This is a genomic window from Nevskiales bacterium, assembly GCA_035574475.1.
Lineage (GTDB): Bacteria > Pseudomonadota > Gammaproteobacteria > Nevskiales > DATLYR01 > DATLYR01.
This window is the reverse complement of record DATLYR010000212.1, coordinates 1-13,422: the sequence shown is the minus strand read 5'-3', so window position 1 is coordinate 13,422 and position 13,422 is coordinate 1. Positions and strand designations below refer to the sequence as shown.

Below are 13,422 nucleotides of genomic sequence, written 5' to 3'. Positions count from 1 at the left end.
GGCGCCTGCCATTCCATGGGCGTGCCGCTGAGCGGATGCACGAGCCCCAGCCGGCGCGCATGCAAGGCCTGGCGCCGGAAGCCGGCCAGGACCGCGCGCAAACTCTCGCCAGCGCCGGCGGGCATGCCGAGGCGTCGGCCGTACACGGGATCGCCGACCAGCGGATGGCGCAGATACTGCATGTGCACGCGAATCTGGTGCGTACGGCCGGTCTCGAGCGTCAGACGCAGATGCGTGTGCGCACGGAAGCGTTCCAGCACGCGGTAATGCGTGACCGCGGCGCGCGCCGCGGTCTTGACCCGCATGCGCGTGCGGTCGCGCTCGTCGCGCCCGATCGGCTGGTCCACCGTGCCGCCGGCGGTCAGCACGCCGCAGACCACGGCTTCATACTCGCGCGTGATCGCGCGTGCGGCCAGCGCGCGCACCAGCGCCGCATGTGCCGCGAGCGTGCGCGCCACCACCAGCAGGCCGCTCGTGTCCTTGTCGATGCGGTGCACGATGCCGGCACGCGGCACCTGGACCAGTTCGGGCGCATGGTGCAGCAGCGCGTTGAGCAGGGTGCCGTCCGGGTTGCCGGCGCCGGGATGCACCACCAGGCCCGGGGGTTTGTCGATCACCAGCAGGGCGTCGTCCTCGTACACGATGTCCAGCGGCATATCCTGCGCCGTCAGGGTCACGGCAGGCTGCGCCTCGACCCGCACCTGGATGCGCTGGCCGGCGGCCACTTTTTCGCGCGGCCGGCTGAGCCGTTCCTCCAGCGTCACCCGCCCGTCCTCGATCCAGTGCTGCAGGCGGCTGCGCGAATAATCCGGCAGCAGTTCGGCCAGCACGCGGTCCAGCCGCTGCCCGGCCAGCTCGGGCGGCACGGTCAGGTCGCGGATTTGGGACGTCGGGCCGGGGGCCATTGGGTGTCTTTCTTGAGGGGGGACAGGCTCGTACACGCACCCCACTGAATGAATTCCCGTCTGTGCGAAGCACGCGACTCAGTTATACTGAGCGTCTGCATTCCCGGCCCCAGAATATCATGCGTTCCACCCTGCTCCTGCTCGTCGTCGCCAGCCTGCTGTGCGGGCTGACCAGCGCCTGCGCGCGCGACGAAAAGGTCGGCGACCGGCGCGTGCGCAGCAACCCGCTGGCCAACGACGAGCGCCAGGCGCGCCGCCAGAACCGCATCATCGAGCAACTCACCGCCGAGGAGCTCTACGCCAGCGCGCGCGAGGCGCTGGATTCGGGCGACGCCGCCGGCGCGCTGGAGCTGTACGACGACGTCGAAGCGCGCTTCCCCTTCACGCCCTACGCCACGCAGGCGCAGCTGGACAGCATCTATGCCCATTACCGGCTGCAGCAGTCGGAGCTGGCGCTGTCCGCCGCCAACCGGTTCCTCAAGCAATACCCGCAGCACGCGCGCGTGGACTATGTGCAGTACCTCAAGGGACTGGTGAACTTCAGCCGCAGCGTGGACGAGTTCGACAAGCTCCTGCGCATCGACGGCACGCGCCGCGATCCGATGTTCGCGCGCTCGGCCTTCGAGGATTTCTCGCTGCTGATCAAGCGTTTCCCGGACAGCCGCTACGCCCAGGACGCGCGCCGGCGCATGGTGTGGCTGCGCAACGGCCTGGCTCGCTACGAGCTGCACGTGGCCGAATTCTACGTGCGGCGCGGCGCGCCGATCGCCGCCAGCCGCCGGGCGCAATACATCATCGACCACTACCAAGGCACCGACAGCGTACCGGCGGCGCTCGACATCCTGCAGCAGAGCTATGCGCAGCTGGGCTTGCAGGAACAGGCGGACCAAGCGCAGCGCGTGCTGCAGGCGAACTACCCTGACTATGTCCGCGGGCGCGGCAGCAAGGGACTGCCGTACCTCGGTTGGGTCGAGGACCCGATCGCGAAGCTGCTGGAATAGATCGAAGAATGGACAGCACAGACAGGATCAACAGGATTGATTTACGGCTTTAAACAGGAAATCGCTCCGGCCTGTTCATCCTGAGAATCTTGTTTATCCTGTCGCGTTCTTTAATCTTCCGAGCCGATCCTCAAAAATCCCCATAGACCGCCGTGATCGGATAGCGCCGGTCGCGGCCGAAGGCGCGCGCGGTGATCTTCGGCCCCGGCGCCGCCTGGCGGCGCTTGTATTCGCTGCGGCGGATCAGGCTCGCCACTTTGCGCACCGTCGCCTCCTCGAAGCCCAGCGCGCAGATCTCCGGGATCGAGCGGTTGTGCTCGACATAGGCCTCGATGATGCGATCCAGCAGGTCGTAGGGCGGCAGGCTGTCCTGGTCGGTCTGGTCCGGACGCAGCTCGGCCGAGGGCGGGCGCTCGAGCACGCGTACCGGGATCACCGGGCCGTTGTGCGACTGCGTGTTGCGCCAGCGTACCAGGCGGTACACCAGCGTCTTGTACACGTCCTTGAGCGGCGCGAAACCGCCGGCCATGTCGCCGTACAGCGTGGCGTAGCCGACCGCCATCTCGCTCTTGTTGCCGGTCGGCAGCACCAGATATCCGAACTTGTTCGACAGCGCCATCAGCAGGGTCGCGCGGCAGCGCGCCTGGATGTTCTCTTCGGTGAGATCGGCGGTGCGCTCGCCGAAGTGCGGGGCCAGGCTGTGCAGGAAGGCCTCGAAGGCCGCCTCGATGCCGATCACGTCGCAGCGCACGCCGAAGGCATTGGCCTGCTCGAGCGCGTCCTCCACGCTCATCTCGGCGGTGTAGCGCGAGGGCATGGACACGGCCCACACACGGTCGGGCCCCAGCGCATCGGCCGCCAGGGCCAGCGTCAAGGCCGAGTCGATGCCGCCGGACAGTCCGACCAGTGCGCCCTGGAAGCCGTTGCGGTCCACGTAATCGCGGATCGCCTGCACCAGCCCGCGATAGACCAGTCCCTCCTCGCTCAGATCGGGCGCCGACGCCTCGGTGGGGTAACACCGACCCTCGGTATCGGCCTCCACCAGGAACAGGCCTTCCTCGAAATCCGCCGCGCGGAAAACGATGCCCCGTTCGCTGTCGTAAACGATCGAGTCGCCGTCGAACAGGATCTCGTCCTGGCCGCCGACCATGTTGACGTAGACGATGGACAGGCCGGTCTCGGCCACCCGCTGACGCAGCACCTCCACCCGTTGGGCCGCCTTGCCGATCTGGAACGGCGAGGCGTTGAGGTTGAGCAGCAGCCGGGCGCCCGCGGCCTGGGCCTGTTGTGCCGGGCGTGGGCCCCACACGTCCTCACAGAGGGTGACCGCCAGCGGCACGCCCTTGATCTCCAGCAGGCAGGGCTCCCAGCCACGCAGGAAATGGCGCTTCTCGTCGAACACGCCGTAGTTCGGCCGGCGCTGCTTGCGGTAGTTGGCCACGCGCCGGCCGTCGTGGAATATGGCGGCGGCGTTGAACATCCCCTTGTCGGTATATTCCGGATACCCGACCACCACGTGGATGCCGACCGAGGCCGCGCGCACGCGTTCCAGCCCCTGCTGGATGTAGGCCGGCAGGCCGGAGCGCAGCAAGAGGTCGTCGGGCGGATAACCGAGCAGCGCCAGCTCGGGGAACACGACCACGTCGGCATGCCGCTCGCGGGCACGCTGGGTGTAGTCGATGATCTTGTCCACGTTGCCCGCGACATCGCCCACCCAGAGGTTGATCTGGGCCATGGCGATGCGGAGACGGGTGGTCATGTTGAAGAACGGGGAGTCCGCGAATGAACGCCAATGAACGCGAATTAAGAGAATGTTTTTCTTGGAAGAGAAAACTTCTTGGTTTTATTCGTGTTTATTCGCGTTCATTCGCGGACTTTTATCTTACCCCAGCGCGGCCTTGATGGCCGTGCCGAGATCCGCCGGGGAGCGCACGGTCTTCACGCCGGCCGCCTCCAGCGCCGCGAACTTGGCATCGGCCGTGCCCTTGCCGCCGGCCACAATCGCGCCGGCATGGCCCATGCGCTTGCCCGGTGGCGCGGTCACACCGGCGATGTAGGCCACCACCGGCTTGTTGACGTGCTGCTTGATGTACTCGGCCGCTTCTTCTTCCTTGGAGCCGCCGATCTCGCCGACCATGATGATGCCCTCGGTCTGCGGGTCGTCCTGGAAGCGTTTGATCACGTCCACGAAGCCGAGCCCGTGGATCGGGTCGCCGCCGATGCCGACGCAAGTGCTCTGGCCGAGACCGATGTTGGTGGTCTGGAACACGGCCTCGTAAGTCAGCGTGCCGGACCGCGAGACGATGCCGACCCGGCCCTTCTTGTGGATATGGCCCGGCATGATGCCGATCTTGCATTCCCCGGGCGTGATGACCCCGGGGCAGTTCGGACCGATCAGCACGGTGTCTTTTTTCTCTGCCAGCGCCGCCTTGACGCGCAGCATGTCCATCACAGGTATCCCCTCGGTGATGCAGACGATCACCTTGATGCCGGCATCGGCGGCCTCCAGGATGGCATCGGCCGCGAACGGCGCCGGCACGTAGATCATGCTGGCCTCGGCGCCGGTCTCGCGCACCGCATCGTGGCAGGTGTTGAATACCGGCAGGCCGAGATGCTTCTCGCCGGCGCGACCCGGCGTTACACCGCCGACCATCTGGGTGCCGTAGGCAATCGCCTGTTCGGAGTGGAAGGTTCCCTGCTTGCCGGTGAAGCCCTGGCAGATGACCCGGGTGTCCTTGTTAATCAGAATGGACATTCAAAGCCTCGGATGATTTTAGGGTGCGCATCGCGCACCATGAGCGAACCGGTGCGCATGGCGCACCCTAACTGGCCCTCGCCGCCGCCACGACCTTCTTGGCCGCGTCGGTCAGATCGGTGGCGGGAATGATGGCGAAGCCGCTGTTGGCCAGCAGCTCACGGCCCTTTTCCACGTTGGTGCCTTCCAGTCTTGCCACCACCGGAATCTTGACCCCGACTTCCTTGACCGCGGCGATGATGCCCTCGGCGATCAGGTCGCAGCGCACGATGCCACCGAAGATGTTGACCAGGATGGCCTTGACGTGTGCGCCGGACAGGATCAGCTTGAAGGCCGCCGTCACGCGCTCGGTGGTGGCCCCGCCGCCGACGTCGAGGAAGTTGGCCGGTTTGCCGCCGTGCAGCTTGATGATGTCCATGGTCGCCATGGCCAGGCCCGCGCCGTTGACCATGCAGCCGATGTCGCCCTCCAGGGTGACGTAGTTGAGGTCGTACTTGGCGGCCTCGCGCTCGGTTTCCTCTTCCTGCGTGGGGTCGCGCTGCGCGGCGATGTCCTTGTGCCGGTACAGGGCGTTGTCGTCGAAGTTGAGCTTGGCGTCCAGCGCCATCAGCCGGCCGTCCTGGGTCACGATCAGCGGGTTGATCTCCACCAGGCTGGCGTCGAGCTCGTTGAAGATGCGGTACAGGCCCTCGAGGATCTTCTGCAGCTGCGGGATCTGGTCCTTGTTCAGGCCGAGGAAGAAGCCCAGCTGGCGCGCCTGGTAGCCCTGCAGCCCGGCGGCCGGGTGCACGGTCAGCGTCATGATCTGCTCGGGGTGCTTCTCGGCGACCTCCTCGATATCCATGCCGCCCGCGGCCGAGGCCATGAACAGCACGCGCTCGCGCGAGCGGTCCACCAGCACGCTCAGGTAAAGCTCGCGCGCGATCGCGGACGGCTGCTCGATCCATACGCTGTTGATCGGCAGACCCTGCGCACCGGTCTGCTTGGTCTTCAGGCGCCCGCCCAGCATGCCCTTGGCGGCCTCGGCCACCGCCGCAGTGCTGTCCACCAGCTTCACGCCGCCGGCCTTGCCACGGCCGCCGGCATGCACCTGCGCCTTGACCACCCAGCGGCTGCCGCCGAGCGCTGCTGCGGCCCGCGCGGCGTCGTCCGGGCTGCTGGCGAGCATGCCCTGGGGCACCGGGATGCCGTAACGCGCGAAGATTTCCTTCGCCTGCCATTCGTGGAGATTCATGCGCCGATCCTGTCCGGGATTCTTGATTTCGGGGTCCGTGATTCTCGCGCAGAAGGCCGGAGCCCGTAAAGTTGAACTAGACTAGTACGAAAGGGACTTGCCAAAGGCCTGGATCCATGACCCGCATCCTGCTGCTGATCGCCATCGGCGTCATCGTCTTCCTGCTGCTGCGCCGCTGGCTGGCGCGCAACACCGCGCCGCCCCCGCCGGTGGAGTATGCGCCCATGGTCAGTTGCGTGAGCTGCGGCCTGCACCTGCCGCGCGCCAGCGCGATCGAACGTAACGGCCGCTTCTACTGCTGCCGCGAGCACGCCGACAGCGCCGGTTCCTGATCGCCCCCTCGGGACGACCATGGACACCGCCAGCTCGAAGCCAGCCGCCCGCGCCGAGAGCTGGCGCTCGCTGCTGTTGCTGGCGGCCTATCGCTGGGTGATCGTGATCTTCCTGGTCGTCACTTACTACAGCGAGCGCGCGCGGGAGTTTTTCAGCGAGCGCATGCAGCCCGAATTGTTCGAGATCGTCATCCTCGGGTACCTGCTGCTGTGTCTGCCGACCACGACCACCGTGCTGCTGCGCTGGCCGCGGCTCACCTTGCAGCTGTACGCGCAGGCTTTCATCGACGTCATGGCGATCACGGCGCTGATTTACGCCGCCGGCGGCGTCCGCACCGGACTGGGCATGATGCTGCTCGCACCCATCGCCGCCACCAGCATGCTGCTGCCACGCCGGCAGGGCATCCTGATCGGTGCTCTGGCCACGCTGGCCTTACTCAGCGAGGAAGTCTGGCGTTCCCTGCATCTTGATACCGAGACTTCCGATTTCGTGCAGGCCGGCATGCTCGGCCTGCTCTACCTGCTGGCGGCCTGGCTTGCCAATGCGTTGGCCGCGCGCGCCAGCGCCGGCGAGGCGCTGGCCGCGCGGCGCAAGCTGGCGCTGGACAACCTGGCGCAGATCAACGAGCGCATCATCGCCCACCTGCAGGTGGGCGTGCTGCTACTGGACGAGGAGGGCCGGATCCGCCTGCTCAACCAGGCCGCGTGCCAGCTGCTGAACATCCGGCCTGGCGCCAGTGGCCGACTGCTGTCGAGCGAAGTGCCGGCGCTGTTCGCCAGCCTCGAGAACTGGCGTCGGCGGCCGCTGAGCGACAGCGAGCCAGTCACCACGGAAATGGCCGACCGGATCCTGCTGGCGCACTTCAGCCGCCTGGCACCGGCGCCGTCCTCGCCAACCCTGGTGTTCATCGAGGATGCCGGTCGCGCCAGCGAGCAGGCGCAGCAGATGAAGCTGGCCGCGCTGGGGCGGCTGACCGCCAGCATCGCGCACGAAATCCGCAACCCGCTCGCCGCCATCAGCCATGCCAGCCAGCTGCTGTCCGAAAACGCCCCTGCGCTGGCCCAGGAGCGACGGCTGCTCGACATCATTCACCGCCACACCGCACGCATCAATACCATCGTCGAGGAGATGCTGGGCCTTTCGCGGCGCGACCAGACCGTCCCGCAGACCCTGTGCCTGCGCCCATGGCTCGAGCAGCTCGCGCGCGAGTACCGCGAGGCGCTGCTCACCGCGGCGCCGCGCATCGACTGCGAGAGCGTCTCGCCGGCGGTGGAAATCCGCGCCGACCCCGGGCAGCTGGCCCAGGTGCTGCACAACCTCTGGGACAATTCCGTCGCTCACTCGGGCCTGCCACCGGACAAGCTGATGATCCAGCTCAGCGCCGATGTCTGGCCGGACTCGGGCTGTACATCGCGCGCGAGCTGTGCGAATGCAACCATGCCAAGCTGAGCCTCATCCATGGCAGCACGCTGGGGGCCTGTTTTCGCATCGTCTTCGCCAACCCGATTGAATGGCTGGAAACCGACGCCCTCAAGCCGCCGCGGGTCGCGGAGCAGGCTTAAGGGGCTCTGATCAATCTGCCGTCATTCCGGCGCAGGCCGGAATCCAGTGACTTTAAAGGCCCTGGACCCCGGCGTTCGCCGGGGTGACGAATAATCAGGGCTTCCCTAGAATCATCGCCGATGAACCGCCAGCCCCATGCCTTGATCGTCGATGACGAAGCGGACATCCGTGAGCTGCTGGAGATCACCCTCGGCCGGATGAATGTCCGGACCAGCGCAGCCGCCAGCGTGGCCGACGCCAAGCGCCTGCTCGGCGAGAACGGCCGCTACGACCTGTGCCTGACCGACATGCGCCTGCCCGACGGCGACGGGCTCGAGGTGGTGCGCCACATCCAGGCGCAGTACCCGCTGCTGCCGGTCGCGGTCATCACCGCCTACGGCAACACCCAGGCGGCGGTGAGCAGCCTGAAGGCCGGCGCCTTCGATTTCGTCTCCAAGCCGCTCGACCTCAAGATGCTGCGCACGCTGGTGGACGCGGCGCTCAAACTCAACCGCGAGCGGGCCACGGAGGCCGCAGGCGACGCGCGCTACCAGCTGCTGGGCCGCGCCCCGGCCATCGAAAGCCTGCGCCAGACCATCGCCAAGCTGGCGCGCAGCCAGGCGCCGGTGCACGTCAGCGGCGAGTCCGGCACCGGCAAGGAACTGGTAGCGCGCCTGATCCATGCACAGGGGCCGCGCGCGGCGATGCCCTTCGTGCCGGTCAACTGCGGCGCCATCCCCTCCGAGCTGATGGAGAGCGAGTTCTTCGGCCACATCAAGGGCAGCTTCACCGGGGCCAGCCGCGACAAGGCCGGCCTGTTCCAGGCCGCGCACGGCGGCACGCTGTTCCTGGACGAGGTCGCCGACCTGCCGCTGCACATGCAGGTCAAGCTGCTGCGCGCGATCCAGGAGCGCGCCGTGCGCCCGGTCGGCAGCGAACAGGAAATCGCCGTGGACGTGCGCATCATCAGCGCCACGCACAAGGACCTCGGCGCGCTGGTGCACGGCGGGCAGTTCCGGCAGGACCTTTATTACCGGTTGAACGTGATCGAGGTGCGGGTGCCGGCGCTGCGCGAACGGCCCGACGATATCCCGGAGATCAGCGCGCACATCCTGGCGCGCATCGCGCGCCAGAACGGGCTCGATCAGCCGCCCCGGCTTTCGGCCGAGGCCCTGGCGGCGCTGCGCGGCTACCGTTTCCCCGGCAACGTGCGCGAGCTGGAGAACATCCTCGAGCGCGCCACCACGCTGTGCGAGCACGGCCTGATACAAGTGCCGGACCTGCAGCTGCACAGCGCCGCAACCACCCCCGCTGCCACCACCAGCGCCACGGTACTCGACAGCCAGATCGAGGAAATCGAGCGCAACGCCATCCTGCAGGCGCTGGAAAAAACCCGCTACAACAAGACCCAGGCGGCGCGGCTGCTGGGAATCAGCTTTCGTGCGTTGCGGTATCGACTGAAGAAACTGGGCATCGACTGACGGCGGAGCCGGGGTACCGGCGTGTAAACTGACGCAACGGGTCATACTGTGACCCGTTAGGTCAGCGAAGAGGCGCTCTGACCAGGTTACCCCTTGCGAAAACCTTGATTCGGCATAAGATTCCAGTAGCCCGTGCCTTGGCACCGGGTTTGCTGAAATTACAGTCGGGCGGACTCACCGCTCCTGATATCAGGACCCTTCAAGAGGAGACTCAAACGTGAAAAGACAGCAAGGCTTTACCTTGATCGAGCTGATGATCGTGGTCGCGATCATCGGCATTCTGGCGGCCATTGCGCTGCCGGCGTACCAGGACTATACCAAGCGAGCCAAGGTATCGGAGTTGCTGCTGGCGGCCTCTGCCTGCCGCACTACCATTACCGAAGTCTACCAGTCGGCGTCGACCGGTCCCGGTTCCAACAACTGGGGATGCGAATCGGCCGGGACCGCGTCCCGGTATGTTGCATCGATCGTTACCGATGACGCCGGCGTGGTTGTGGTAAGAGCACAAAACATCGCGAGCGACGTGAATGGCAAGGAGGTTCGCCTCGAGCCCTGCGACGATGCGTCCGCCACGACATTCGGTGCTTGCAACCCGCCGGCATTCGGCGGCACGGTCGCGACCTGGCTCTGCGGCCCCAATACGGCCAACGCGATGCCGTCCAAGTTCCTGCCCGGTTCCTGCCGCGCAACCTAATACTCATCAGGTATCCGGAAAAGGCACACTCATGTGTGCCTTTTCTTTTTGGATACCTCAGTCCAGCTACCATGCGTCCTCTAATGGCCATTTCTTTGGTTGCCCTGTTTCTCTCTTTAATCGGGTTGTGGTGCCTTGTCGCCGGACTCGATTTCAATTGGGACCTGCTGAACTACCATTACTACGGCCCCTTTCAACTGCTGTCACAACGCCTCGGCCAGGATTACTTTGCCGCCAGTACCCAAGGCTACTTCAACCCCCTGGTGTACCTGCCCTTCTACCTGATGAATCAATGGGGCTGGCACAGCGGTGTCATTGTGCTGGTGCTTGCCACACTCCACGGCCTCAATCTGTGGCTGATATGGCTGGTGACCGGAGCCTTGCTCAAGAAAGACGACCCCTATCGTGCGGCCTTGCAGTTTCTTGCTACCGCGCTCGCGTTCGTTACGCCGCTTTACCTTACGGTGCTCGGCACCAGCTTCGCAGACCCGCTGACGAGTGTCCTGGTACTGGCGAGCATCGCCCTGCTCTTACGGCTTCATCAATCGGAACGAGCGGTACAGTTCTTGGCATTCGCCGGTCTTGCCATGGGCATCGCCGTTGGACTCAAGCTGACCAACGGCTTTTTCCTGGTATGCGCGTGCGCGTGCAGCCTGGTCGTGCCTGCTGCCGCAAGAACAGCGCGCCTGAATAGAGTGCTCATCTTCGGGCTAGCTGCAGCTTTAGGTCTGGTGCTGAGCCATGGTTACTGGAGCTACCAGCTGTGGAAAGAGTACGAGAATCCCGTTTTCCCGCTGTTCAATCACTTATTCGCGTCCCCGGACTTCACGCAGTCGATGACGGAGGACAGGCGCTATGTAAACGACGATTGGCTGAAGCTGTTCAGCTTACCGGTCCGGATGGTGGTGCACTCGACGCGGGTGTATTCCGAGAATCTTGCGCCAGATCTTCGGCCATTACTGCTCTGCATCGTTCTGGCCATCGCCTTTCTCACACCACCCATCCGTACACGCATTTTTTTCTCCGGCGGCAAGAGCGCCACCACTGGCGTCGAATTGCCGGCGCTTTCATGGCTCACATTCTTGTGGGTGCTCAGTTTCGCGGTATGGGCCTATATCGCTGGCATAGGCCGTTATGCCCTTCCCTTGTGGTTGCTGGTGGCCCCCTTGCTGGTGGTATGGGCGTATCTGGCGTTGGGGCTCAGAGCCGCACGATGGCTGGCCTGTGCCACGCTTGCGCTGCAGCTGGCAATGCTGCTGGCGCTCGGTAATCCGCGGCTGGCCGCAAATGAATGGCAGGCCCGATGGCTGGATATCGATGTGCCGGTCCGTTATCGGGAGCAACCCTTTCTGTACTTATCGATAGGACCCCAAACACATGCACTGATCGTTCCGTTCCTGCACCCCGATGCGCAGGTCGTGAATCTAGTCGGCCAGTACGTGCAGCCGGCTGGCAGCGACATGACCGCACGTCTGCGTCAGCTTCTGGATCGGCATCCCAGTCGAATCAAGGTGGTGACACCGTTGTTACGCCCGCTGCTGCCGGACCAGCGGCACCCGGACGCTATAAGAGAATATTACTCCAGCGTTCTCAGCATCTATGGACTTATGATGACCGACGAACCCTGCGATCTGATAGAGTTGCGTTATAAGGCACTACCGCCCTGGGCCTTCTATAATCCTTTCGACACGAAACGCCCCGAAGCGGAGGGTGGAAAACTGGCCGTTTGCTCGGTATCAGCCTTAGACGGCCAGGCTCATCGGCAACTCCTGGCCGAATTGCAAGCAATCGACCAAGTGTTTGACCGAGTGGAACAGGCCTGCGGCGACGTTCTCTCGCCTCATGGCGTACAGACCCTGCGACAGGGCGAGAGCTGGGGGCGCTGGTATATGAATACCCTCACTGGCCTGCGGATAACCGGGGACCGCGTTCTGCTTTACCGTCACGGCTCCTGGCAGGATCATGATCTGGGCCCTGTCAGCGACTGGTTTGCGAGTACGCACGTTGCGAGATGTCCCGACACCCAAACACTCGCGTCGGGCGAATTCCGTTGACGGCCACGGCTTTCTCGTCTGCCCGCAATATGCCTCAGCTGCACATATCCCGTTTCGCAATTCCGACTTCGTTCCTGCTCTTGATCGGGGCCTGGTGTTATTGGGCCGGGCTGGATATGAATGCGGACCTGATCAACTATCACTTGTATGGAGCCTATCAGCTCCTCAATCACCGCCTGACGCTCGATTACTTTGCCGCGGGCACGCAAGGATATTTCAACCCGCTTGCATTCGTGCCTTTATATCTGATGACAAAGGCAGAGTGGCATAGTGCAGCCATCACCGCGGTTCTCGCCCTGTTTCACAGTCTGAACCTGTGGTTAATCTGGTGCATCGGCGATAACGTGCTGGCCAGAAACCTGCAGCATAGGCGGCGGCTGCTTTGGCTTGGCACGGCGCTAGCATTCGTCGCGCCAATTTTTCTGACGACTCTCGGCAATACGTTCGCAGACCCGATCACCAGCGTGCTGGTGTTGGCCGGGCTTTACAAGCTGCTGCCCAGCCAGAATGCCGGGAAATGGACAGCCCTGCAGGGCGGGATGCTTCTTGGTATCGCGGCCGGCCTCAAACTGACCAATGCCTTCCTTGTCGTTACGGCCTGCCTGACTCTGCTGGTACTGGACTTTTCGCCTTTGAAGCTGCGTGTGCGCCGGCTGGTACTCTGCGGCACCGGCGCCCTCGTTGGAGGGCTAGTGAGTCACGGTTACTGGAGCTATGTGTTGTGGCGGGAATTTCGTAATCCGGTTTTCCCACTGTTCAATCATATATTCCAGTCGCCGGATTTCCTCACCGCGATGAACGAGGATCGCGGGCTTTTAAATCAAGGCATTTGGGACATATTCACATTGCCCCTGAGGATGCTGGAGCACAAACCATGGGTTTATGCCGAGAATACAGTCCCTGACCTCCGGCCGTTGATGCTGTTGGTAATCATCGTCGTGGGCATGGCACACTTCCTACGAACACGCGACCATCGGTCTCTTTCCGGGACGCCCGATAGCCGGAACTATTTCTGGCTCTTGGGCTTTTTTCTGGTCAGCTTCGTACTGTGGGCCGTGCTCGCCGGGATAGGACGTTACGCCCTGCCGCTGTGGCTGCTACTCGGCCCTTTGATCATCGGCGCACTCCAGCGAATCAGCAGGGATACCAGAGTGACCGCTGCGTTTGCGGTTCTGATTCTCGTGGCGCAGATCACGATCCAGGCACACTCGGGTAATCCGCGTTGGAATGGAATAGCCTGGCAGGCAACATGGGTCGACCCCGACGTACCGACTGAACTTAAGCATCGCCCCTATTTGTACCTCAGCATGGTACCGGGCTCATATTCGTTCATTTTTCCCTGGTTACACCCTGAATCCCGATTCGTTCATATCGTTGGCGGGCAGTACACGATACCGGCGGGACAGAATATGCCGCACAAGCT

Annotated in this window: 11 protein-coding genes; 7 read left to right on the top strand and 4 right to left on the bottom strand. The window is 64.2% G+C overall.

The genetic code is table 11. The features are described from left to right. The coding region (rluD, locus tag VNJ47_12835) for a 23S rRNA pseudouridine(1911/1915/1917) synthase RluD (protein ID HXG29718.1) at window positions 1-905 on the bottom strand (905 nt) is incomplete at its 3' end. A gap of 119 nt (window positions 906-1,024) precedes the next feature. On the opposite strand from rluD, the gene VNJ47_12830 reads away from it, so the two are divergent. Continuing rightward, window positions 1,025-1,906, top strand: coding sequence for an outer membrane protein assembly factor BamD (locus VNJ47_12830; protein ID HXG29717.1), 882 nt, complete (start codon window positions 1,025-1,027; stop codon window positions 1,904-1,906). Window positions 1,907-2,036: 130 nt separating this feature from the next. Here the strand turns inward: VNJ47_12830 and VNJ47_12825 are convergent, their stop codons facing one another. From VNJ47_12825 to sucC, 3 genes are all read right to left on the bottom strand, one after another. Next, window positions 2,037-3,665, bottom strand: a complete 1,629-nt coding sequence (locus VNJ47_12825; protein HXG29716.1) for an NAD+ synthase — start codon at window positions 3,663-3,665, stop codon at window positions 2,037-2,039. A gap of 123 nt (window positions 3,666-3,788) precedes the next feature. Continuing rightward, the gene (sucD, locus tag VNJ47_12820; protein ID HXG29715.1) at window positions 3,789-4,661 is read right to left on the bottom strand and encodes a succinate--CoA ligase subunit alpha; all 873 of its coding nucleotides are present in this window, start codon (window positions 4,659-4,661) and stop codon (window positions 3,789-3,791) included. A 67-nt stretch (window positions 4,662-4,728) separates the two neighbouring features. Beyond that, window positions 4,729-5,895, bottom strand: coding sequence for an ADP-forming succinate--CoA ligase subunit beta (sucC, locus tag VNJ47_12815; GenBank protein HXG29714.1), 1,167 nt, complete (start codon window positions 5,893-5,895; stop codon window positions 4,729-4,731). A gap of 116 nt (window positions 5,896-6,011) precedes the next feature. Here sucC and VNJ47_12810 point away from each other — a divergent pair, with 116 nt between their 5' ends. From VNJ47_12810 to VNJ47_12785, 6 genes are all read left to right on the top strand, one after another. Further along, window positions 6,012-6,227, top strand: a complete 216-nt coding sequence (locus VNJ47_12810) for a PP0621 family protein (protein HXG29713.1) — start codon at window positions 6,012-6,014, stop codon at window positions 6,225-6,227. 19 nt (window positions 6,228-6,246) lie between these two features. Next, window positions 6,247-7,677, top strand: a complete 1,431-nt coding sequence (locus VNJ47_12805) for a histidine kinase dimerization/phospho-acceptor domain-containing protein (protein HXG29712.1) — start codon at window positions 6,247-6,249, stop codon at window positions 7,675-7,677. Between the two features lie 233 nt (window positions 7,678-7,910). Further along, window positions 7,911-9,251, top strand: a complete 1,341-nt coding sequence (locus VNJ47_12800; GenBank protein ID HXG29711.1) for a sigma-54 dependent transcriptional regulator — start codon at window positions 7,911-7,913, stop codon at window positions 9,249-9,251. A 217-nt stretch (window positions 9,252-9,468) separates the two neighbouring features. Beyond that, on the top strand, window positions 9,469-9,945 hold the full coding sequence (locus VNJ47_12795; protein ID HXG29710.1) for a pilin: 477 nt from the start codon (window positions 9,469-9,471) through the stop codon (window positions 9,943-9,945). Window positions 9,946-10,028: 83 nt separating this feature from the next. After that, complete coding sequence (locus VNJ47_12790; GenBank protein HXG29709.1) at window positions 10,029-11,999, top strand: hypothetical protein; 1,971 nt, start codon at window positions 10,029-10,031, stop codon at window positions 11,997-11,999. Then, a partial coding sequence (locus tag VNJ47_12785; GenBank protein HXG29708.1) for a hypothetical protein occupies window positions 11,996-13,422 on the top strand: 1,427 nt, incomplete at its 3' end. The genes VNJ47_12790 and VNJ47_12785, both read left to right, overlap by 4 nt.

What these genes read in the sequence shown, in the direction of transcription:
- VNJ47_12805 (HXG29712.1), top strand. Translation starts at nt 6,247, where the DNA reads ATGGACACCGCCAGCTCGAAGCCAGCCGCCCGCGCCGAGAGCTGGCGC.
- VNJ47_12800 (HXG29711.1), top strand. Translation starts at nt 7,911, where the DNA reads ATGAACCGCCAGCCCCATGCCTTGATCGTCGATGACGAAGCGGACATC.
- sucC (HXG29714.1), bottom strand. Translation starts at nt 5,895, where the DNA reads ATGAATCTCCACGAATGGCAGGCGAAGGAAATCTTCGCGCGTTACGGC.
- VNJ47_12810 (HXG29713.1), top strand. Translation starts at nt 6,012, where the DNA reads ATGACCCGCATCCTGCTGCTGATCGCCATCGGCGTCATCGTCTTCCTG.
- VNJ47_12790 (HXG29709.1), top strand. Translation starts at nt 10,029, where the DNA reads ATGGCCATTTCTTTGGTTGCCCTGTTTCTCTCTTTAATCGGGTTGTGG.
- sucD (HXG29715.1), bottom strand. Translation starts at nt 4,661, where the DNA reads ATGTCCATTCTGATTAACAAGGACACCCGGGTCATCTGCCAGGGCTTC.
- VNJ47_12830 (HXG29717.1), top strand. Translation starts at nt 1,025, where the DNA reads ATGCGTTCCACCCTGCTCCTGCTCGTCGTCGCCAGCCTGCTGTGCGGG.
- VNJ47_12825 (HXG29716.1), bottom strand. Translation starts at nt 3,665, where the DNA reads ATGACCACCCGTCTCCGCATCGCCATGGCCCAGATCAACCTCTGGGTG.